Annotated in this window: 15 protein-coding genes and 5 pseudogenes; 7 read left to right on the plus strand and 13 right to left on the minus strand. The window is 56.1% G+C overall.

Going from position 1 to position 21,135, the window contains the following annotated elements:
* Positions 1-477: 477 nt before the first annotated feature.
* Together J5278_RS31625 and J5278_RS31005 are read left to right on the plus strand one after the other, a co-directional pair.
* A pseudogene (locus J5278_RS31625) lies at positions 478-636 on the plus strand (MFS transporter); the annotation flags it as partial.
* A 139-nt stretch (positions 637-775) separates the two neighbouring features.
* Positions 776-1,033, plus strand: a complete 258-nt coding sequence (locus J5278_RS31005) for a hypothetical protein (protein WP_247749506.1) — start codon at positions 776-778, stop codon at positions 1,031-1,033.
* Between the two features lie 388 nt (positions 1,034-1,421).
* On the opposite strand, the gene J5278_RS19185 is transcribed toward J5278_RS31005, so the two are convergent.
* The 10 genes and pseudogenes from J5278_RS19185 to J5278_RS19230 form a co-directional block, all read right to left on the minus strand.
* Positions 1,422-1,895 (minus strand): hypothetical protein, encoded by a 474-nt coding sequence (locus J5278_RS19185; protein WP_247749507.1) that lies wholly within the window; start codon positions 1,893-1,895, stop codon positions 1,422-1,424.
* 58 nt (positions 1,896-1,953) lie between these two features.
* The gene (locus J5278_RS19190) at positions 1,954-3,051 is read right to left on the minus strand and encodes an N-acetylglucosamine-6-phosphate deacetylase (protein WP_209186824.1); all 1,098 of its coding nucleotides are present in this window, start codon (positions 3,049-3,051) and stop codon (positions 1,954-1,956) included.
* A complete protein-coding gene (locus tag J5278_RS19195; RefSeq protein ID WP_209186823.1) occupies positions 3,048-3,245 on the minus strand; it encodes a hypothetical protein in 198 nt (65 codons plus the stop codon). The genes J5278_RS19190 and J5278_RS19195 overlap by 4 nt, the downstream gene beginning before the upstream one ends.
* Positions 3,246-4,166 carry an ROK family protein gene (locus tag J5278_RS19200; RefSeq protein ID WP_209186822.1) on the minus strand — a complete coding sequence of 307 codons (921 nt, stop codon included), beginning with the start codon at positions 4,164-4,166 and terminating at the stop codon, positions 3,246-3,248.
* A complete protein-coding gene (locus J5278_RS19205; protein ID WP_247749509.1) occupies positions 4,163-5,371 on the minus strand; it encodes a phosphosugar isomerase in 1,209 nt (402 codons plus the stop codon). The genes J5278_RS19200 and J5278_RS19205 overlap by 4 nt, the downstream gene beginning before the upstream one ends.
* Positions 5,319-6,483 (minus strand): annotated as a pseudogene (locus tag J5278_RS19210) (ABC transporter ATP-binding protein). The gene J5278_RS19205 and the pseudogene J5278_RS19210 overlap by 53 nt, the downstream one beginning before the upstream one ends.
* Before the next feature lie 72 nt (positions 6,484-6,555).
* Positions 6,556-7,581 (minus strand): Gfo/Idh/MocA family protein, encoded by a 1,026-nt coding sequence (locus tag J5278_RS19215; RefSeq protein WP_209186821.1) that lies wholly within the window; start codon positions 7,579-7,581, stop codon positions 6,556-6,558.
* Positions 7,582-7,610: 29 nt separating this feature from the next.
* Positions 7,611-8,444 carry a carbohydrate ABC transporter permease gene (locus J5278_RS19220; RefSeq protein WP_209186820.1) on the minus strand — a complete coding sequence of 278 codons (834 nt, stop codon included), beginning with the start codon at positions 8,442-8,444 and terminating at the stop codon, positions 7,611-7,613.
* Between the two features lies 1 nt (position 8,445).
* The gene (locus J5278_RS19225; RefSeq protein WP_209186832.1) at positions 8,446-9,366 is read right to left on the minus strand and encodes a carbohydrate ABC transporter permease; all 921 of its coding nucleotides are present in this window, start codon (positions 9,364-9,366) and stop codon (positions 8,446-8,448) included.
* Positions 9,367-9,444: 78 nt separating this feature from the next.
* Positions 9,445-10,908: pseudogene (locus J5278_RS19230) on the minus strand (ABC transporter substrate-binding protein).
* Positions 10,909-11,273: 365 nt separating this feature from the next.
* Here J5278_RS19230 and J5278_RS19235 point away from each other — a divergent pair.
* Positions 11,274-12,476 carry an ROK family transcriptional regulator gene (locus J5278_RS19235; protein WP_209186831.1) on the plus strand — a complete coding sequence of 401 codons (1,203 nt, stop codon included), beginning with the start codon at positions 11,274-11,276 and terminating at the stop codon, positions 12,474-12,476.
* Between the two features lie 105 nt (positions 12,477-12,581).
* Here the strand turns inward: J5278_RS19235 and J5278_RS19240 are convergent, their stop codons facing one another.
* Positions 12,582-14,324, minus strand: a complete 1,743-nt coding sequence (locus J5278_RS19240; RefSeq protein WP_209186819.1) for a sensor domain-containing diguanylate cyclase — start codon at positions 14,322-14,324, stop codon at positions 12,582-12,584.
* 978 nt (positions 14,325-15,302) lie between these two features.
* Here J5278_RS19240 and J5278_RS19245 point away from each other — a divergent pair.
* The 4 genes from J5278_RS19245 (at position 15,303) to J5278_RS19260 (ending at position 18,870) form a co-directional block, all read left to right on the plus strand.
* On the plus strand, positions 15,303-16,139 hold the full coding sequence (locus tag J5278_RS19245; protein ID WP_209186818.1) for a glycosyltransferase family 25 protein: 837 nt from the start codon (positions 15,303-15,305) through the stop codon (positions 16,137-16,139).
* Positions 16,140-16,874: 735 nt separating this feature from the next.
* Positions 16,875-17,324: a hypothetical protein gene (locus tag J5278_RS19250; RefSeq protein ID WP_209186817.1), complete on the plus strand. Its 450-nt coding sequence runs from the start codon at positions 16,875-16,877 to the stop codon at positions 17,322-17,324.
* A gap of 114 nt (positions 17,325-17,438) precedes the next feature.
* Positions 17,439-17,618 (plus strand): hypothetical protein, encoded by a 180-nt coding sequence (locus J5278_RS19255; RefSeq protein WP_209186816.1) that lies wholly within the window; start codon positions 17,439-17,441, stop codon positions 17,616-17,618.
* Positions 17,619-17,838: 220 nt separating this feature from the next.
* Positions 17,839-18,870: an ABC transporter substrate-binding protein gene (locus tag J5278_RS19260; protein WP_209186815.1), complete on the plus strand. Its 1,032-nt coding sequence runs from the start codon at positions 17,839-17,841 to the stop codon at positions 18,868-18,870.
* 522 nt (positions 18,871-19,392) lie between these two features.
* Here J5278_RS19260 and J5278_RS19265 read toward each other — a convergent pair.
* Together J5278_RS19265 and J5278_RS19270 are read right to left on the minus strand one after the other, a co-directional pair.
* Positions 19,393-19,741, minus strand: a pseudogene (locus J5278_RS19265) (transposase domain-containing protein); the annotation flags it as partial.
* Between the two features lie 250 nt (positions 19,742-19,991).
* Positions 19,992-20,605, minus strand: a pseudogene (locus tag J5278_RS19270) (C39 family peptidase).
* Positions 20,606-21,135 lie beyond the last annotated feature (530 nt).

The following is a 21,135-nucleotide window of genomic DNA, read 5'->3' on the forward strand; positions in this document are numbered from 1 at the left end:
GCCTCGGGATGGGCTTGCTTGGATCGTATCAAGGACACCTGTTTTCGAATGTTCTAATTTGTTGGGTTATGTTGCGGTAGAGATGGCACATGCGTGTCTAACCCACGTTGTCGCTGAACCGGTGGCTGTTTCTTGCATCGCATGACTTGAAGACGTCTGTTTGTCTGAGAAGCTCATCAGGCGCTCACGACGTCAGAAGTTCTCGATCCCAATTCTTCGAAATTTGTACCGGATTCTGTCACTACAAATCCGGGGACAGAACCTCCAGCGCCTCGTCTACGATGGCACGGATCGGCCGCAGCGGATGGTTTGCTGGAACGCGGGCTTCTGACTTATTTCGCGCCCAGCCAACATCCGCGAGTCTCGCAGTCCGAGCTCGACTACATCAAATCGCGGGGCGCCTTGACCGATGTTGGTGCGAAACCGGCGGCCGACGCCCCGCCGCCGCTCGCAACCCGTCAGGCCATCAAGCAGATTTTGACAAACCGGATGCTTGTTGGGATCTTCTTGGCGCAATATTGCATCGCTTCCCTATCGACCTTCTTTATCTCTTGGTTTCCAAGCTATCTTGTTGAAGCTCGGCATTTTTCGATGCTTCACGCCGGCTTCGTGGCATCCCTGCCAGCGATCTTCGGCTGTATAGGCGGAGTAACGACGGGGTTCTTTTCTGATTGGCTGCTTCGTCGGGACCGGATCGCTGAGCCTTGCCCGCAAAATACCGATCACACTCGGGCTCGGACTGAGTGCGAGCATCATCCTCTGCAATTACACCGAGGTGAATTTCATCGTCGTGGCGATCATGTGCGCAGCGTTCTTCGGAAAGGGGTTCGGGGCACTTGGTTGGACAGTCGTGGCAGACACCGCGCCAAAAGAGGCGATCGGACTGACCGGGGGGCTGTTCAACGCAGCGGGCAGCGTGGGGGGCATTATCACTCCCGTTGCCATCGGCTACATCATCCAGGGCACAGGCTCGTTCCACGGAGCTCTGCTCTACGTCGGAATTCATGTGATTTGCGCTGTGGTCAGCTACTGACTGCTGGTCGGCCCCATCGAACGTTTCGCGCTTTCACCGCCGCCGCCCACATCGGTTGTCGTGGCCAAAAAGGCATCGTTGGCCGATGCCCGGTAGAGGACCTGGGCTTTGTGTTGAAAGGACGGCCTTAATGCCCAACTGGTGCCGCCAGCTACCCAACAGGAACATAGGGTTTGCAATCATTCGTCTCTCGTCCGCGTTAGCGGCTTCGCACGGGCGCGGAGGTAAACGCATTTGCGGTTCCTAAGTCGAGGCGTCGCTACCCTGATCTGGGCGTTTGAGCAACCGGGAGGAAGTAACCGCCTAGATCGCCCTGAGAATGTAGGCGCAACTGCGTTCCGCCTAGATGCTCGAGCGTTAGTGCGGCGACTTGGGCACGGTCAGCAGATCAGAATGGCAGGAAGCCAATAAACCCCGTAATTTTCCACATGCCAAGGGTTTTCGCGCAGAAAAAGACGGACTGCCAGTTGAGCGTCTCCGAACCACCATGGACCATTGCAATGGCGTCGTCGAACGTCTTGCGGGCAATTGCGGTTGCGCCATCGACGCGGATGTCGAGCATGTTGGTAGCGCGAAAGAGCGCGAGGCACCGATCTTCGGCATAGGCCGTCGTAGCCGATCGGAGGGCATCTTCGAGCCAGGCAACGCGGTAGGCCTCGACCGTGGGGAATCGCAGGGCCCAATCAGCGGGGTCAAGTGAACCTTTGGCATCCAAGCCGGCAAACCCGTCATACTTGAAACAGTCGGTGAAAATCGACCAGTCTTGTGCGACAAACCCGTCAATATCTTTTCGCACCAGCATCTCCCATATCGCATGGCGATCAGAATCGGATGTTGAGAACGGGTTGGTGTCGTAGCTCATGGAACTGATCCTCTGGAAAAGTACGGCAGGTTCATGGGAAAGACCTGCAGAATGGCACTCACAGCGCCTGACGTTGCAGCTGTTCGTCGAGGGCTATGACCTCGGTCACTGGAACGCCTGCCTCAAGGCCCGGTCGTGCCAATTGCATGACGTCACGCGGCACCATCGCGGCCATCTCATATGCCTCTGCAAGCGGCAATCCGACCTCTCTGACGCCATTGGCAAGGCATGCTGCAAGGTCGATATGAGCGCCGGCGAGAGAGCCGGCAGCATTGACCAGCGCACCGTCCCGCACATAAATGGTCTCGCCATAAAGCTCGAAGTGATCAGGTCCGTCGATGGTCGCCATCGCATCCGAGATCATGAACATGCGCCCATTGCGCGGACGCGCCCTGCAGGCCAGAGCGACCATACTCCAATCCACGTGATGGCCATCGACGATGATGCCGGCGAACCCATCGGAATTAATGGCCGCGCCAACAATTCCAGGCTCTCGCGACTGCATCGGGGGCATGGCATTGTAGAGGTGGGTGAAACAACTAATCCCTGCGGCCAGCCCTGCACGTGTTTCCGCAGCCGTTGCCGCGCTATGACCGGCGGAAACGACTACACCCATATCGGCGATGCGACGGATGGTGTCGGCGTCAACACATTCCGGCGCCAGCGTCAGCATAACGGGTATGCCGGATGAGCGTAGCAGCGCAAGGAGTGACAGTGTTGCATCATCGATCGGCCGGATGCAAGCGGCATTGTGCGTGCCCTTGCGCTCGACGTTGAGATGCGGACCTTCGATATGAAGTCCGAGAAATCCCTCCACGCCCCAGGCATCTACAGCAGCGTCTGCGGCTTGTGACATGACCTCGCGCTCGCAGGTGATCAGAGTCGGCATCACCCAACCTGTCCCGAGCGAGCGTTGCGTTTCCACAATATGCGCAATTGCTTTGGCTGTCGGGTTCGAATTCAGCATCACTCCGCCGCTTCCATTGACCTGAAGGTCGGTCAGTGCTGGACCGAGGAAATGTATCCGCAGATCGGGGGTCTCACCGTCATTGAGCGGACGCATTCGCGTTATTCTGCCGCCTGAGATTTCGACCGCCATGCCTTCGCAGAGCTGACTCTCGTGCCAGAGGTAATGCGGCGCAATCAGCCGCGTCATGGGATGACCCCTAAACTGCCGTGCTGTCTTACTTCATTGCCTGTTGCTCCAACGACAAGCGGCAGCTTCATTGCTCCGGCAAGAGAGATCGACGCCTCCCGGACATCTGGATGGGCCTCGCAGACACTCGTAAACGCGAAGGACTGGGATAGCCCGTTGCGACCAATGCCGCGCTTCAAATCGATGGATTCCATTTATGCCTCGTCCATAATTTTTTTTGCTAACATCGCGGCGCCGCGGGCCCCCGAACTGTCGCCATGACGCGCGATGCGGAGCGCTGGCGGCCGCATCTCGCCCAACCGTAGGGCACCAAGAGCGTCCGACAGTTGCTCCCCAAGGCCCTGGATCGCCGAAAGACCGCCGCCGATGACAATGCAGTCCGGATCGTGGTTAAGCTGGATCAGGAGCAGCAGTTCTGCTGCGATCTCGATGAATTCGGTGAGCACGGCCGAGCAATTTGCTTCACCATTGTTTGCCCGCTTTACAAGTTCTGGCGGTGTCACGTGCTCCCCAAGCCGAAACTTGCTGAGCGCGACCAAACCTGGTCCAGAGACATATTGCTCGAAACACCCCTGCTTGCCGCAGCCGCAAGACCACAGCGGCAGGCCTCGCGGCGCAAGCGTGCGCTGGGGCACGCCGGCATGGCCGATTTCGAGGGCGGAACCGTTGAGCCGTTCGGCGAGCGCGCCCCCCGACACCAGTCCAGCACCGACACCCGTGCCCATGATCAGACCCACTATGGTCTTGAACCCATCGCCGGCACCTCCATTTGCCTCAGACAAGGCAAAGGCCTGGCAGTCGTTGATCATTGGAAGGCAGCGACCGACCTTTTCAGCAAGTATGTACTCAATGGCGTGTCCACCAGCGGGCAAGTTCGAGGTGAAGGCGCGTTTCGTGCCGGGGTCAATCAACCCAGGAAACGCGACGCCAACTGCCAGCGCCTTCGAACGAGAGACGTTCTGAAGCCATTCGACCTGGTCGACAAGAACCGCCATGAATCCAGCAAGATCATCTTTTGGCGTCGCCAGGCGGCGCCTCTCGATTGTGGTAAAATCGGCCGCAAACAAACGCGCCTCGATTTTCGTACCACCAATATCGATGCCTCCCGATATCATGGCTGCACCGGATACAGGGTCACGCCGGAGACCACACGGGAAAGATTGCCTTTGCCCGCGAACGGATTGTCGATGTTAAGGTCTAACGCACCTGACCAAGTGACGGCCCAGACTTGGGCTGCGAGAACATGCAGGACGGCCTCCCAGCGCGCATCTTTAAACTGCCGCACGACGAGGTCGCATCCATGACCGCCGGATGTTAGCACCGTCGCATCGGGGTATTGCTCTTTGATTTCTTGCGCAACGTCCCAGTCATACAAAGCGGTGTGGGGGTCCGGATGGATCATGACCACAACGAGGTCGTTGCCGCCAAGGATAGCCTTTGGACCGTGGCGAAAGCCAAGCGTGCTGTCCCAGGACGTGACCGTGCGGCCCGCCGTCAGTTCAAGGACCTTGAGCGCCGATTCTCGGGCCACACCCTTTAGGGCACCCGAACCGAGAAAGACGACACGTTCTGGCCTTGGTGGTGTCGAAGCGGCCAACCCCTCCAGGATCTTGCCAGCTGCATCGGAAAGCGTGGCCAGTGTCTCGCCGATCTCGTCTTCCGGAAGAATGCAAGCCAGCGCCGACAATAGCATTGTCGTGAAGCTCGATGTCATGGCAAAGCCAGTGTCATGGGTTGCCTCAGGCAAGACGATGCTTTGGTGCTCGCCTTGCCCTGCTGGCTTGCGAGTTGCAAGCGCACCAAGCGGATTGCAGGTGATATTGAGGCGCTGGACGCTGGGAAACTGGCCATCAAGCAGATCGAGCGTGCCGATGCTTTCGGAACTATCACCCGAGCGGCCGAACTGCACCACCAAGAGCCGTGGGTCATTGCGCAGGCTTGAAGATGGGCACGCGACAATATCGGTGGTCGGGATAGCCCCGAGCCGGATTGGACCGGGCTTGGCGACCGAAAGGATCTCACCGATGAAGGCTGAGGTGCCGGCGCCTGCAAATACGATTTCATTGATCTGTAACCGGACGATCCAGTCGCGGATCTCTTTGGCGCGTGGCGCCAGGTCCCTGCCCCATTTTTCCCAGATCGCTGGTTGGGCGAAGATCTCGTTCCAGGTTTGGCTATCCTGCGGTCGTGACATCGCAATACCTCTTGGTGTCCTCACCGCGCCAAGCGGAGAAGAGTGTCTGTTACGATTTTGAGTGGGCGTCTGATCAGTCGTGGATCGCGAGACCAGTAGACGGATCAAACCAGTGAAGCTTGCCAAACTCGACAGTGAGCGGCAGCCGTTCTTTAGGCTGCGGGGTCATTGCCGGCGGAATGCGGGCAACCAGCCGGTTCTTGCCTTTGGCCGTCAGGCTCTCGATCTCGGACGCCTCGTTGACATCCCGGTGGTGAGTCGATGTCGAAGAACACAAACGTGTCCGCCCCGAGCGCTTCGGCTACAGGCACGGCCTCGTTGAAGATCGCTTCTTGCGGTTGACAGACCTGAAACATTTCCGGCCGGATGCCGACAACAATCTGGCGCCCGATATAACTGGCCAGTGCCACGCTGTCCGGAGCCTTGATCCTTGCCCCGGTCCCCACAACCGAGGCAACGAGGCCGCCGGTTTCTTTCGAGAGATCGACACGCACGAAATTCATCGCCGGGGAGCCGATAAAACCGGCAACGAACAGATTGGCAGGACGGTCGTACAGCATCTGCGGGGTATCGATCTGCTGCAGGTTGCTTTCGCTTGCATCTCCGACCGGCTTCAACACTGCGACACGGTCGCCCATGGTCATCGCCTCGACCTGATCATGGGTAACATAGAGGGTCGTTACGCCGAGTCGTTCGTTGAGCAGCTTCAGTTCGCCGCGCATCTGGACGCGCAGCTTGGCGTCGAGATTGGACAGCGGCTCGTCCATCAAGAAGGCGAGCGGATGGCGCACGATGGCGCGTCCCATGGCGACGCGCTGGCGCTGACCGCCAGACAAGGCGCCGGGCTTGCGCTGAAGATAGCGTGTGAGATCGAGCATTTCGGCTGCCTCGCGCACCAGCTTTTCGATCCTCTCCTTTGGCATCTTGCGTTGCTGAAGGCCGAAAGCCATGTTGTCATAAACGGTCATATGCGGGTAGAGCGCATAGTTCTGGAACACCATGGCGATATCGCGATCCTGGGGTTCTTTGAAGGTGACATCGGTGTCATCCATCATCAACCGGCCGCTGTTGAGCAGCTCCAGCCCTGCGGCCATGCGCAGCAAGGTCGATTTCCCGCAGCCCGAAGGCCCGACGAGCACGACGAATTCACCATTCGCAATCGTAAAACTGACATTGGCGACGGCGACTGTTCCGTCCGTATAAGTCTTGCCGACCCCGTCGAAGGCCAAGGATGCCATGACTGAAAACTCCTGCGTCTCATGATGGTCTGGGTCACGTCCTTAAAAGCGCAGACCTGACCTAATGTGATTTTAGGCGATATCGACAGCCTGTCCCGACGATGCCGACTGCTCAATGGCTGCCAGGATCTTGGTATTGGCAAGTCCGTCCATGGCATCGGCCAGAAGCGGTTCCCCACGCACGACCGAATCAACGAAGCGGCCGATCGATTCCAGCACGAAGCCGCCGATGCGGGTGGAACCGGTCGGCGTCATGCCGATATAATCGGAGTAGCGCAAACCGCCCTCGACCATGCGTCGCAGGCCGCCATTGTGGGTGGGATCGGCCTGGATCTGGCCTTTTTCCCCAACCAGCTCCAGCTTAAAATCGACCAGAGACGGGTTGTCGCGCGAGAGGATCCAGCTGTTTTCCATGGTGACCACCGTGCCCTTGCTGAATTCGAGGATGCACAGATGGAAATCCTTGGTATCGACGCCGCCGGCCTTCAGCGTGCCGTCCCGGGTGACCGCATAGACGCGGCCGACCTCATCGCCAAGTACAAAGCGCAGAATGTCCACGAGATGGCTGCCCAGAAACCAAAGGGCTGAGGATTTCGACGCCCAGCTCAACATGTCGAATGGCACGAAGGTGGTATTCGACAGGCGGGTCATGCCGTGCTTGGGCAAACCGATCTCACCGGATTCGACCATGGTCTTGACCTGCGCCAGAATCGGGTTGACGCGGTTGTGGAAGTCGATCATCAGCTTGCCCTTGGAGGCGGCGGCGGCTTCGACGATTTGCTCTGCTTCCCCGACGGTGGTTGCTAACGGCTTTTCGCTAAGCACATGCTTGTTCGCCTTCAAGGCGGCAAGAATGATCGGTGTGTGGGTGAAGTCGGGCGTGGCCACAGACACTGCGTCAATGTCATCGCGGGCGATCAGCGCATTGTAGTCGGTCAAGGCCACCGATGCGCCTGAGCTTTCCTTCATTTTTTGTGCCCGGCCTTCGTCGATATCACATACGCCGACAAGTTCGGTCTCGGGCAGCACGTTGAAAGTATGAGCGTGATTGTTGCCCCAAAGGCCGGCGCCGATAACGCCCATTCGCAGTTTGGTCATGTCAGTTTTTACTCCATTGAAGGTGGCAATCAGCCCTTCACCGAACCAAAGGTGAGGCCTCGTACCACGTAGCGATCGAAAACGAGGAAAATGATCATCGGAGGAATCATCGCAACCACGGCAGCGGCGGCGATGTAGTTCCAGGTCACCCCGCTGGTCGCAAAGTATCCCAGAGTTCCGATGGGAAGCGTTGCCGTCGACCGTGAGCTCAACACCAGGGGAAATGCGGCATTGTTCCAGGCGAAGACGAAGGCGAACATAGAGGTGACGATGATGCCGGGGCGAACAATCGGAAGCGTGATGCGCCACATGATCGTGTACCACCTGGCACCATCGACGCGCGCTGCCTCTTCCAGTTCTACCGGCACCTCATCGATGAAACTCTTCATGAGCCAGACCGAAAAAGGAATGGTTATGGTCTGCAGGACGAGCACCATAGAGAGATAGGATCCCGTCAGCCCGATGCGGTTCATGAGGATGAAATAGGGAATAAGAAAGGCGATAGGCGGCGCCATCAACAAGCCGAGATACCACAACATGATGTTCTTCTTGCCCTTGAGCCTGAAGCGCGACAGCGCATAGGCTGCCGGGATCGAAAACGGCAGGTTGAGAAGGACAGCGCCAATGGCGACAACCAGGCTGTTGAAGAGCTGCGGTGCGTTTGTGCCAGGGTCAACGAGAATGTGTCGGAAGGCATTAAGGGTGGGAGAGAAGGTAAACTGCGGCGGCATTGCAAAGGCACTTTCTGGGGGACGGAGCGCCAGGGCAACGAACCACAAAATGGGACCGATGAAGACCGCAAGGAAGAACAGTCCAGCCGCGTAAGTTAGGAGTGTGTAGAGAATGTTTTTGCCGGATGTCATTTTACCACTCCTCATTTCGGAAGGCGAAGAAGACGTAGAGCGCCACGATGATGTTGACGATCAGGACCGTGATCCAGGTCATCGCGCTGACGAGGCCAATGTTGAAATTGATCAGACCCTGTTCGTAAAGCGAATAGCCAAGAGTTCTGGTCGAGGTACCGGGGCCACCGCGGGTCAGCACGAGGACCGTGTCGAAAGTGTTGAAGAGCTGCATGAAGCGCAGCATTACAATGATGATAGCCGTGCGCTTGATCAATGGCAGCTTGATCCGCATCAAAATTGTCCATGCAGAGGCGCGATCAAGCCGCGCTGCCTCAACGATCTCCTCGGGAACCGACAGGAGGCTGGCATAAAGGACGATGGCGAAGAAGGGCGTCCATTGCCAGATATCGGAAAACAGGACCGCGGACAGTGCGGTTGCCGGCGAGCCCAGCAGTCCTTGTGGTGGGATCGGCAGGCCCACGGACGTCAACAGCCATGTCAGGAGGCCACCGCTCGGGTCATAGAGATAGCGGAACAGGAAGCCGACAACGATAGGGGCAATTGTCGTCGGCAGGATGAGGAGCGCGCGCACGACGTTCATGCCGGGCAGCGCCCGAAGCAGGATCAAGGCAATCGACAGCCCAAAGATGAACTCCAACGCTGTGCCGAGGAAGGACAAGATCAGCGTGTTGACTAGCGCGTCGCGAAAGTCGAAAGCGTTCAGCGCCTGGACATAATTTTCGAAGCCGACAAAAGCTTGCGGTTCCGGCCCGATCTGGAGGTTCCAGAAGTAGAAGCTCGAACGTAGCGCAAACAGAAGCGGATAGGCTATCAATGCCAAAAGCATGATGACCGAAGGCGCGATCAGCAGGTATGGAAGGTTACGGCGGACGAAGCTTCGCCGCCCGGCAGCCGCTGCGGCTGGCAGATTTGCAGTCATCGTGGTCATCTCAGGGTCCTGTGTCAGAGCGTCCACGTCTTCCGACATCATGCTCGTGATGCCGGAAGACGAAAGCTATCAGCTTTTGCCGAGCTTTCCGATCAGGGCTTTGGCGCTATCCAGGGTGTCGTCGTAGCTTTCCTTCTGGTAAGGGATCATGAAATTCCCCTTCGAGATGCTGGCAAACAGGCTGTTGGTCCGTTCCAACGCTGGCGCCGCCGCGTCCGAACCCGTCAGAAGCTGGTTGAGGGTCAAGCCAAAGACGCTCTCAAGTGCGGTATAGCCGGGGACCGGAGGACGCGTGACCTTGCCGTTGCCCTGCTTCATCATTCGGAATTGCACATCGAGATACGGATAGACCGCCTTTAGATCCTTATCCTCATAGAGCGATGCGCGAGCGAAATCGGAGAACTGATAGTTGAGGTCGGGCCAGAGGGCCATTTTCTTCTGGGTGGCCTTGGAGGTCGCCCATTTGATGAAGGCGTAGCCTGCAGCCTGCTTGACCGAGCTTGCCGGTACCCCGAGGCTCCACCCGCCGACACTGATGGTCTGCTTGACGCCATCGGCTTTTGGCAGTGCCGCGGCCGCGTATTTATCCATCACATCGGATTTTGTGCCGGTCATATAACCGGAGTTCTTGACCAGGTAGAAATAGGGCGTCCACCAGTAGAACATGCCGATATCGCCCTTGGCGAAACGCGTGCCAGCATCGAACTAGACATAGTTGATCGCTTCGGGTGGAGAGAGCTTGTAGAGCTGGCGGTAGACATCGATGGATCTCTCCCAAGCCGGGCCCGACAGCGTCGGCTCGAAATTCCAGGGCTGACTCGGAAAGGACTTGAACCAACCAGCGCCATGACTGGTCGAGATCTGAGTGAACATGTGAACGATAGGCGACGGCTGAGAACCGCACACGACCGTCGGATAGACCGGCTTTCCAGAAAACTGCTTGCCTTCCAGCTTCTTTAGAGTGTCGATATAGGCCGTCCAGGTCCAGTCTTCGGACGTGTCCGTCGGTGGAGCGGCAATACCGAACTCATCGAACATGTCCTTGCGATACATGACCCCCTGCGCATAGGCGGCCACCGGAAGCGTTGCGATCTGGCCGCGCCACATGTTTGAGGAGTAAAGCACCTCGGGGATGAAGTCCGTAAGGTCGATATCTTTGTCCTTGGCGATGTAGTCGTTGAGAGAGACGATCCAACCGTTGTCGAGATATTGCCCGAGCCACATCTGATCGACCGCTATGACGTCAGCATCGGACGTCTTGGCGACAAAGGCCGAGACCAAGCGAGCTTGCAGCGCATCATAGGAAAGACTTTCGAGCTCCACCTTGATGCCGGTTTCCTTCTCGAAATCTGGGATCATCGCCTTCATCGAAAAGAAAAAGGGATCTTCGACCGACAGCACCCTGACGCTGGTGACGTCCTGTGCCTGCGCCCGAGGAGCTGCGAGAGAACCAAGCACGCCCGAAACAAGTGCTGTTGCCGAAACGCCCTTGAGCAGATTGCGACGAGACACTGACATAGTATCAAATTTCATGCTTCTCTCCACAGTGTTTATTGGTGCGGTTGAGCGCGCGATCATGCTCCTGCATGATCTGACGTCGCAAAGCCGCTATGATCCCGCATTATCTTGTCCGCACTTCTTTGAGTGCCATATGTTTGGACTTCGCACAAACATATGATATGTGTCAATGGTGATTTATGTGGCGCCCCCGGAATGTACGTAGCCTCCGTCGAAGAACTTCACGATTTTATTTTGTTCGGTCTTTCATCTAGAAGTCTGATGAAAACGGCGAAACGAGCTGCGCAACTTCTGTAACCGCAGCCATCAACAGGGACTATAAAGTGGCGTTGGAAAACCAGAGCAAGAGCCTGAACGGATTGCGCGCGTCTAAGTCGGACATGCCGGATCAAGGAGCATCAGCAAATGGTATGATGCTTGTTTCGTCTTCGGACGTGGGTGCCATTAACCGGGGTAGGATTCTGCAGGCCCTCTACGATAATGGCCCTACGAGCCGCGCTGATCTGGCAAGAAAAGCCGGCGTCAACCGAACGACGGTCACTGGCATCGTGCAACCCATGATTGCCGAGAGCCTTTTGGTGGAGGGCAGGGCCACGCGCTCACCCGCCCAAGGTGGAAAGCCGGCGCGTCCCCTGTTTTTTAATCCAGGAGCGCCGATGCTGGTTGCTGTCCTACTTCTGCCTGGCAGGATACAAACGTGCCTTGTAACACTGACGGGCGAGATTTCCGCTCTTCAGAGGGCAAGCTTCGACGTCGATGGTAAGGTGGAGGCCTTTACGGCGACCATGATACAAACACTGGCGAAGACGCTAGCCGAAACAACTCAACCGCCGTTCGGCATTGGCATTGCTGCCGGGGGTATGATTGACAGCGACAACGGCATTATCATTACGGTAAGTCTTGCGCCTGTTCTAACCGGGCTACCGCTCGTGAACATCCTAAGCGCTCATTTTGGCCTGCCGGTGGTGATTGATCATCATCCCCGTGCGCTGTTGGTCGGCGACCGGTGGTTCGGCCCAGGACGAGGGCAGCAAAATTTTGCGGCAATTTACACCGGAGAGGTGTTGGGCGGCGCATTTTACATCAATGGGCAGGTTTATCGCGGCTTGGCCGGCTCCGGCGGCGAGCTTGGTCATACGATCGTCCAGTTTGACGGACTATTTTGCAATTGCGGCAAGCGCGGATGTTGGGAAACGATCGCCGCTCTCTCCTGGCTCCGGGACGAAGCTGCCAGAATGAAGATGGACAATCCTCAAGAGATAACGAGCGCCCGGCTCGTTTCCGAGGCGGAGACCGGCGCTGTGCCCGTACGTGAACTCCTGGATCGATACGCGCGCAACATCGCCGTGGGAATAGCTAACCTACAGCAGACGATGTCGCTCAATTTCTACATTCTTCACGGGGATGCGGCGACCGGCGGGTTGCATCTATGCGACTTGATAAAGCAACATGTTCAGGACCTCGTCCCCAAGCGTCCCAACCAAGAAATAACAATCGTCTCCAATGGGGTCGGAGAAGGCTTCACCGCTCTGCGGGGAGCTGCCGGCCTCGTGGTATCGGAACATCTCAAATTAATCATTTGAATGTTCGGGTTCCGCAGGTTTATCGAATGGTCGTCGCGCCGTATGTAGCGTTAGGTGGCAATGACTGCAGCTCCTAAGGCACTTCGCTACACCCCCGCCGGGCTTTTACGAGGCTGTTTGCAGGCCGGTCGACAAGGCCAACCTACACGCGCTTGCTTGGAAAACATCGCGCGAAGAAGTCCGGAACCTACCCTTACCGTCACGCTTTGCTTGGTACATCGCCTCGTCCGCATTGGAAAGCAGCGTTTCAGTGCTGTCCCCATTATCAGGAAAAATCGCGATGCCGATGCTGGCAGATACGAGCAACTCGCGACCGAGCACGATCAGGGGTGCGCGAAGGCCAAGAAGCAGGCGTTCCGCGACCTCTTCGGCTTTGGAACGGTCATCAATTTTGTCAATGAGAATAGCGAACTCGTCTCCACCAAGACGCGCCAGCATGTCGCTTTCCATAAGCCCTGCCTGCAAGCGGCTCGCAATTCCCACCAACAACTCATCTCCCGCCGCATGCCCAAGCGTGTCATTGACTACCTTAAAGTGGTCAAGATCAATCATGAGTAAAGCGAATTTGGGTGAGACTTGTTGGTGCGGACAGGTCAAAGCGGCAAAACGCTCGGAAAACGATGTGCGGTTCGGCAAGCCTGTCAACGGATCTGTGTAAGCCATATGCCGGATACGGTCGCTGCTCTGGGCTCTCTCCGTAATGTCGTGTGTGACGGCGAGAACATGCTCGACGGCGCCTGCGCTGTCGAACTCAGGCGACATCTTGACCTCCGCGAGGCCATCAGATCCGGACGGCAAAGTAAACCGGATTTCAAACGAAATACTCTTTGCTGTGTCAAAGACAGATCTTAGATGGCGCTTGTAAGCGGGCAACTCGCGTAACGTGGAGACTTCGTCTAGGGTCGTTCCAAAGAACCGATCAGCCGAGGCCCCCTTGAAAAACCCCATGGGCTGGTTGATGAACACCCTCCGGAAATTGCAGTCGTAGCGGACAATGCCGTCGGCCGTATGTTCGACTAGCGAGCGGATTTCTCGCTCGCGGCGTACCAACTCCTCCTGAGTGGTTTTTAACGCCGTTATGTCATTAGCTTCCGGCATAAGGAAAGCGACCGTACCATCCTCATCGAAAATTGGCGTCAGGGAAAAATCACTGACATAGAGCTTGCCGTCGCTCCCCCGCTGCGACACCTCGAACTGGACATAAGCGCCGGTCGCTGCCGCTTCCACTGCTGCTTTGATGCGCGTCCTTTCTTCGTCATTGGCCCACCAGTGACCCTCCCAAAAATACAGTGCTCGCGTCTGCTCCGCGTCAAGGCCGGTGAAGGCATAACCGATGGGGTTCGTTTCCACATTGCGGCCGTCGGGTGTCAGTATCGCCACAAGACGACGGGTTGAGTTGAACAATGCCCGAAATTTCGCCTCGCTAGCGGCGATTGCTCGCTGATCTGCCTTTCTCCTCGAGGCATCGCGTAGCACAGCGTTTATATAGCGGCCTTCTGCCAGCCGAAGATGGGTCAGGCAAAGTTCAACATCGATCACCGTGCCATCCGACCTTCTTACGACGGTGTTCACATGGACGCTATCGGATACGGCGCATGCGTTGGTGACCAATAGGTCGCGCGAAACATCCTCGAGGGAAAATGAACAGAAATCGAGAAGACTTTTGCCTCCAATGTCCGCGATTGCACAGCCCAGGAGGCGGGCGAAGCTTGCATTCGCTTGGAGGATCGTGAACTCGGAAACTGATAGCAGAGCGACGCTTTCGCCGCAGGTGCTGGACGCAGGCGATATGATTTGGTCGAAATTGCTCCGTATCGATTCTTTTAATATGGAAAGCTGGTCAATCATGTTGTTTCGCACCTACGGTTATTAGATCCGGAGCTTAGTAAATTCAGGTTGATGATCTCAACCTCAAGAAACGCATCATAGGCGACAATCCTCTAATTTATCCTCATCGAAATACTTAGTTTTTACACAAACATTCCATTTTATTGTTTATGCAGGCATAATCGAAACAAAAGGGTTCGGCTTCAGACTTCAAATCTTGCGGCGACATGAAGCGCATGCTGGATGCGCCTAGGTATCGCATTCGAAGCATGCGTAGCCGACCGGGTCAGACTAAACGCGAGCGTCTTGGAGGCCAGCTCGCCACGAAGGTACGTGTGCCAAGCGAGAGCCGTCTTTGTGAACAACGCGGGTTTGTAAAGGGTCGTCAGCACGGAATGCCCCGAGCTACTTATCCCCGCCATTTCAAGAGCCCGCCTGAGCAGTTGCCTTCTCTCGACGCGATCCAAGCCCATTTTGACCGAGCATTGGCCAGCGGCAAATAGCAAACACAGGAAAGGACCATTTGATTGATGGACCTCCGCTGCATTCGCGACGGTTTGAGTCTCTAGGTTCAACGGTTTCCAGCGCCCTTCATTTCGTGCCATGGCAGCTCGAAATATATGTGCTGCAACATTTTTGAATATAACGCGACCCAAAGCAACATTGGCGTCTGATATAACCAATGAACAAAGCGAGACGGAAAATTTTACCGATTTTCCATAGGAAAACAGGACATCACAAATGACCACGATACAGCTCGCATTAGCGGCAACTATATTTCTCTCGTGGCTGTGGGTCACGCTGTACGCAGTGAAGAGGAACATCTTAGGGATAGACAAAGCATGGTAACTACGCAGTCTGTCTAGAACACCTTTCGTCTATATTTGTGAGCGAACGCGATTGATGCCAACGGCGTTGCACTGCGAATAGCACAGGCGTAGACGCCTTCGCATGTGCCGGTAAAAGGCTGTGCAATTGCACAATATTTTTTAAGAAGCGATGTCCCCGCAACATTTGGCGATTTACCTTATCAATATTGATCGCGCCGCCGATAGGCTGGCGGAGATGAGGCGGCAGAGTGCCGAATTTTCGATTGAACTCAATCGCGTCGAGGGCGTCGATGGGCAGGTCCATCCGAGTGAGGACTGGATCGATGTCGATGTGCGTCTCTTCCTAAAGCGAAATGGGCGGCATATTTTGCCGGGGGAATATGGTTGCTATCGCAGCCATCTGCTTGCGCTCGAGCGGTTCCTTGCCGGCGGTAGAGACGCGGCGATCGTCGTTGAAGACGACATCTTGCTCGACGATACGTTTCTAGCGCGAGCGGTTTCCGCCATGAACGCTGCTCCAGATGCCGACGTGATCAAATTCGTGAACCATCGGTGGAAGGGCTTCCGAACTTTTACCACAACCGCAGAAGGCGATATTCTAGGCCGCTGCATATTTGGGCCACAAGGCTCCACGGCAGGCTATCTGGTAACGCTTAGCGGGGCGGCAAAGATAGTCTCCAAGTTGCGGATCATGTCTTTGCCCTGGGACGTTGCTATTGAACGCGGGTGGGACAACGGGACATCCCTTTACAGCACTCGGTCCAATTTGGTCGGGTTCACTCGCTTGCGAAAGAAGACGATGATCGGCAACCGTGAGACTTATTTCTCTGCCAAACTGCCTACCTGGCGCCGGATCCCTGCACATTGCTTTCGGACGATGGATTTTTTTCGGAGGTTGCATTATGTGCTTGTCCAATCCCGGACGTCCAGATGCAACATCATTGACGCTTTCAAGGGCCGGCGTCTCGTTGAACGGTTTATGATCGCTTTGACTTGGCACCGATAGGCAAACGTTGAGGGCATTTATGTCACGCTGGTGCCAGCCGAGTGGCCATAACAATTTGCGTCAAGTTGACCGAACCGAGCGCGTGGAACAGTTCGTCGCTGATCGATCTCAAGGCTCTGATAATGCAGGCTAAAGGTGACCGAGATCCCTAAGATGGCCGACTGACCCAGTCGGCCTTAAGCCAACATATTGCACATCCCAATTCCGCGGGTCTGGTTCGGTTTCATCGAACAAGCACAGTGTAGATATTGTTCATGCAACCATCCAGGGGTCCGCGAGTAATTGTGGGTTATGGCTGAAATTAATCAAAGAATACCAGCGGAGACCGATCACTTTTAAATCTGCGTTCAATACAATTATGCAGCGTCGTCGTTGACCGGTGCTCGTAGATTTCATTGCGCTCCCCCGTGGCGGCGGTATACGATTAGGACTCGAGCCTCTGAAATTTCTATTAACGGCGGGATTTAGCAGCTTTCAATCGTAGGGATCTAGACCGCAACATTTCTCAACAACAAACGACACACCGCAATAGCAAAGCGGCGCATACAGATCACGCTGGCCCATCCAAGGCCTGACCAAAGGGCGAGGCGCCCCGCACCTGAACAGAGTGGGCGGGGCTTCCAGGTTCAAGCTTAAGCTCCATGAACCAAAGTCAGAGCCACCCTCGGATGCTCAGAGCCTTAGCAGATTGACGAAGACATCAATCTCTTTGGAGATGCAGTCAGGAGTATTCGCATGGCGAAAGTTTTCAAATTGATGCGACGGCGTCCGGTTATCGTTTTTCTGCCGGCAGGCAGGTCAGCCGCTGTGGTCTCGACGCTGGTATCGAACCGGTTCCAGGTCTCTGAAGTATGCTCCATTCCACACCTTTTCGACGCTGTTCGATCGGGCCGGTTCGCCGCTGTAGTCACCTTGGACACCTCTATCGCCCTCGTCCTCGCGATCGGGTCAATAAAGGTTATGGATGCCAACGCCTATTTTGGCATATCGAATGCCAAATCGACTTTCGACGCTGTAGGGTTCTTGAAGCGGATCACCGTGTTGGTCAATGCTGACGGAAGACAAGACACTCCCGTCGGCGGCGGCACACTGAAGAATCGCTTGGGGAGGATCTCGGGCCGTCCACTCGGTCGGCTGTGGAGCGCACTGATCCTCGGTGGCCCGCGGCCCCGAGATCCCAGCTAGCGGCAATGCCTTTTACCCAATTCATCTTGCCGAATAGACCGCCGGCGTGTGCTCTGGCGGCCGGCGAGGTAAAAGGCGCGTGTGAATTCGTTGAGCGACACAAGGAACAAAAAGATGAAGGCGATGATCAGCCCGGGGACGGAGGAGATATTTGCTGGGCAGGTAGACAGCTTTTCCACCGGCAACTGCCCGCGTGGGCTTTCGGAATACCTTCGTGGCGATCTTGGGATGCAAAAAAGAGAGAAGCTCGGCAAATATGCTGCTTTACGGCAAAAATACGACAAAAATTCATAGCAGTCCGCGATCAAAAACACATATTTAGTCTAATATTTACAGAGACCTAGGGCGTCACAAAAACATCATTTGGCACATCACGGATTTGTGATCACGGTCGGTCGAGACCTCAACGAGAGATAGCCGGAGCAAGTACGACACCCAATTGTGACAGCTTGGCCCGGCCAATGAGATACTTGCCCGGTTAAACCTGAACGGAAACCGAAACCAAGGAGCAGACATGAAACGCAGGACTTTTCTGATCGGAACGACGGGTGCGATATTCGGCGCATCCCTCAACGGCATCCCGTCGGCGATGGCGCAGGACGCCAAGCCTGAAAAGACCGACGTCTCTATCGGGGTGGGCGGCAAGCCGCTGTTGTACTACCTGCCGCTGACGATCGCGGAACGCAAAGGCTTCTTCAAGGAAGAGGGACTGAACGTCACGATCAACGATTTTTCGGGCGGCTCGAAGTCTCTAGAGGGCCTCGTCGGCGGGTCGCTCGATATCGTCGCTGGTGCCTATGAGCACACGATCCGCATGCAGAACAAGGGACAGGATATCGTCGGGATCTGCAATCTCGGCCGCTTCCCCGGCATCGTCATCGCCGTGCGCAAGGATCTCGCCGGCGAGATCAAGTCGATGGCCGACATGAAGGGGCGCAAGGTCGGCATCACCGCACCCGGCTCCTCGACGGCGCTGATGTTCCAGTACGCAATGCTGAAGAGCGGATTGAAAGCCGACGATGCCTCGCTGATCGGGATCGGCGGAGGTGCAGCGGCGCTCGCAGCCTTCAAGAGCGGTCAGATCGATGCCATATCGCATGTCGATCCTGTCATCGCGCAGCTGCAATACGACAACGACATCGCCATTCTTCTCGATACGCGCACAGAGGCCGGCACCCGGTCCCTCTTCGGCGGCCCCAACCCGGCTGCGACGGTCTATCTCAAGCAGGAGTTCACTGTCGCCAATCCGGTGACGACGCAGCGCACCGTCAACGCGTTCATGAAGGCGTTGAAATGGATTGGGCAGGCCAGCCCCGAGGATGTGGCCAGCGTGGTGCCAACGGAATACCAGCTGGGCAACCGCGATCTGTACATGCAGGCCTTCAAGAACTCGAAAGAGATGTACTCGCTGGATGGTCTGGTCACCAAGGAAGGCTACGACTCGATGATGGGCGTGCTGAAGACGCTCGATCCAGGACTTGCCAATGCCGATGTTCCCTTCAGCAAGACCTTCGATCCGACGTTCGCAAAAGCTGCGAAGAGTTAACAGGCGCTGTGGTTCACAAGCAGGAACTCCTCGTTGCAATCACGGAGAAACAAACATGCAAGGAAAGACGACCCCAGATCTAACGGTACAGCACTATTGCTTAAGGCAAACAATGGACGGTGAGTCAGCAATTTCATTCGAGCCCGACAACTCCGTCGGGACAAACATCGAATGGGGAGAGGAGATAATAATGTCACCTGATAGTGACCGATACAGACGAACGGTCAGGCAGTCTCTTCAAGCAATCTGGTTGGACTATAGCGCGACGATCAGGATGAGACGCCGTGAAACTGAGAGGTCGCTTTGATTGTCGTGAATGAACGGGCCTGTTGCGTTGGCGTTTTGGCCTCTATGGCGAAACGCCGCCGATAGCTTGGCATCGTAAAAAAGGCCAGCGAAGGACGCTATCCGCAGATACCTCTCATGCTCAGGCATTTTTTCCCAAAGAGTCATCGCCGCTACGCGCAATTCGCGATGGTGGCCGGAAGAGATCTCGTGGCCACTGACGAGTATCTGGCGACCTCACTGTGAGGCCTTGATGTGGGCGGCATAGGCCATCAAGGCATCGATGTCTTTGGCGAGGTGGCCGTTTGCGAGGCGGCTGAAGAAGTCGCAAAGATAGGCGTAAGGTTCAACGCCGTTCATTTTGCAGTTGCCGATAACACTGGCAAACCGAGCCCAGTTGCGGCCCCCTTCATCGTGCCCTGTAATGGCCGGGCGGCGGATCGCGTTTTCCACCAGGTTGGAGTCAAGATCGACATGGCCGTCGTTCAGGGACAGACGGAAGCCGTCCTGTGGCGTCAGCACATAGGCCAAGCCTTTTCCGAGATCGGAGTGGGACGCGCGCGGCCTGCGTTGCCAGCCAGGTGAAACAGTTGCTTTCTCTCAACGCTCAATCCAAGCAGATTTCGCCGGAAGTCGAGCTGAGAAGCCCCGAGCCAGAACAGACAAGCTGAAATGCTTCCGGCTAAGGCACCTCACGCTAACAGCTGAAAAACAGCAGAAATACTCATAAAATCAATTATTTATCGGACAATACACAAGGGTGATTTATGGAACTTTGAGATGTGCTCCGCACATTTTTCTCGTTAGTGCTCCATGCTTAATCACCGCCTCCAACTCTACAAACTCACGGCGATCCCGCGACCGGCGAAGAACTGATCGAAGACGTCGAGCGGCAGGACGACGTCTGTCTGGCTGGCTCGATCATGGCCGGATGGATTATGAAAGCAGACAGCTTGCGGAGAGGCTGACGTTATCAGCACCAGATGGCCGCCCTTTGAGGGCGGACCCTGATCGGGCCAGCGGATCGAGTGATGCACCGATGCGATAAAAAACTACCAGCGCGATAGGAGCTTCGGAATGGCCACCACCTCGACACCTGTCATGATTTCGGCTTTCAGACCGAAACGGATGGAAACCAGTTCGACAAACGGCGCGTAGATCAGTCCTTTGATGGAGGCTCCGTCTTCACTGACGACATAGCCGCCATGCTGGGTGCAAGCGCGGGCAAGATCAAGCGTGGGGTGAGCCTCGCCCCGCGTTGCGAGGATCATTTTCAGGCATGCCATACCGCAAAGATTGGGAGCCCAACGAGCGTACTCCTCGACCGTTTGCGCTCCAGATTGCTGCCAAAGCGGATCATCCAGCAGGGCTGCGGCTCCCTTTGCAACAACAGGCAAGTCATTTCGGGCGTTTCCCACTGACTGAAATACGGCACGTTGTTCGTTGGCATTCCCATCCTACTTCGTCTAGTTCGCCGGCAGCGGCTACCTTCCACCCGCCTTGGCTCTCACGAACGGAAGAATACCGATTTTTGCAACGCAATCCAGAGCATTAAGCCAGCGCACTGCAGGTCGGGCTATATCTGATGATGTCCTTATTCATATTGGGTTTTAAAGGTTCGAACTTTGCAGTTCGGGTTTTGTTCGAGTGTCCGCCTTCGGGAATCGAGCCGTCGACCGATCCCGGACCTCAAGGCGGCTCACCTGTTTACGGTCTCTGATAATGTCCATGGCTACAACACCGGATATATTGACGTCGATATAGCGAGTGCTCTTCCATATTCCTCATCCGTACAAGACGGCCTTCCTCGGATGCGTACGATTCCTCTTTAGATCGGCCTCGAACTGCTCAATCGTTACCCCATCTACACCAGCTGCGCCTCCGTTGGATCGCACCTGCAGATAAGCTTCGTACACCTTCTGCTTACTGATATTGAACAGTTTGCCTTGTATATCCATCAACGTCATCCTGTTGCCAGTT

The organism is Rhizobium sp. B21/90, assembly GCF_019355815.1.
GTDB classification, from domain to species: domain Bacteria; phylum Pseudomonadota; class Alphaproteobacteria; order Rhizobiales; family Rhizobiaceae; genus Rhizobium; species Rhizobium rhododendri.

What these genes read in the sequence shown, in the direction of transcription:
- J5278_RS19200 (WP_209186822.1), bottom strand. Translation starts at nt 4,166, where the DNA reads ATGATATCGGGAGGCATCGATATTGGTGGTACGAAAATCGAGGCGCGT.
- J5278_RS19225 (WP_209186832.1), bottom strand. Translation starts at nt 9,366, where the DNA reads ATGACTGCAAATCTGCCAGCCGCAGCGGCTGCCGGGCGGCGAAGCTTC.
- J5278_RS19235 (WP_209186831.1), top strand. Translation starts at nt 11,274, where the DNA reads ATGCCGGATCAAGGAGCATCAGCAAATGGTATGATGCTTGTTTCGTCT.
- J5278_RS19250 (WP_209186817.1), top strand. Translation starts at nt 16,875, where the DNA reads ATGGCGAAAGTTTTCAAATTGATGCGACGGCGTCCGGTTATCGTTTTT.
- J5278_RS19215 (WP_209186821.1), bottom strand. Translation starts at nt 7,581, where the DNA reads ATGACCAAACTGCGAATGGGCGTTATCGGCGCCGGCCTTTGGGGCAAC.
- J5278_RS19255 (WP_209186816.1), top strand. Translation starts at nt 17,439, where the DNA reads ATGAAGGCGATGATCAGCCCGGGGACGGAGGAGATATTTGCTGGGCAG.
- J5278_RS19190 (WP_209186824.1), bottom strand. Translation starts at nt 3,051, where the DNA reads ATGACGCGGCTGATTGCGCCGCATTACCTCTGGCACGAGAGTCAGCTC.
- J5278_RS19185 (WP_247749507.1), bottom strand. Translation starts at nt 1,895, where the DNA reads ATGAGCTACGACACCAACCCGTTCTCAACATCCGATTCTGATCGCCAT.
- J5278_RS19240 (WP_209186819.1), bottom strand. Translation starts at nt 14,324, where the DNA reads ATGATTGACCAGCTTTCCATATTAAAAGAATCGATACGGAGCAATTTC.
- J5278_RS19195 (WP_209186823.1), bottom strand. Translation starts at nt 3,245, where the DNA reads ATGGAATCCATCGATTTGAAGCGCGGCATTGGTCGCAACGGGCTATCC.
- J5278_RS19260 (WP_209186815.1), top strand. Translation starts at nt 17,839, where the DNA reads ATGAAACGCAGGACTTTTCTGATCGGAACGACGGGTGCGATATTCGGC.
- J5278_RS19220 (WP_209186820.1), bottom strand. Translation starts at nt 8,444, where the DNA reads ATGACATCCGGCAAAAACATTCTCTACACACTCCTAACTTACGCGGCT.
- J5278_RS19245 (WP_209186818.1), top strand. Translation starts at nt 15,303, where the DNA reads ATGTCCCCGCAACATTTGGCGATTTACCTTATCAATATTGATCGCGCC.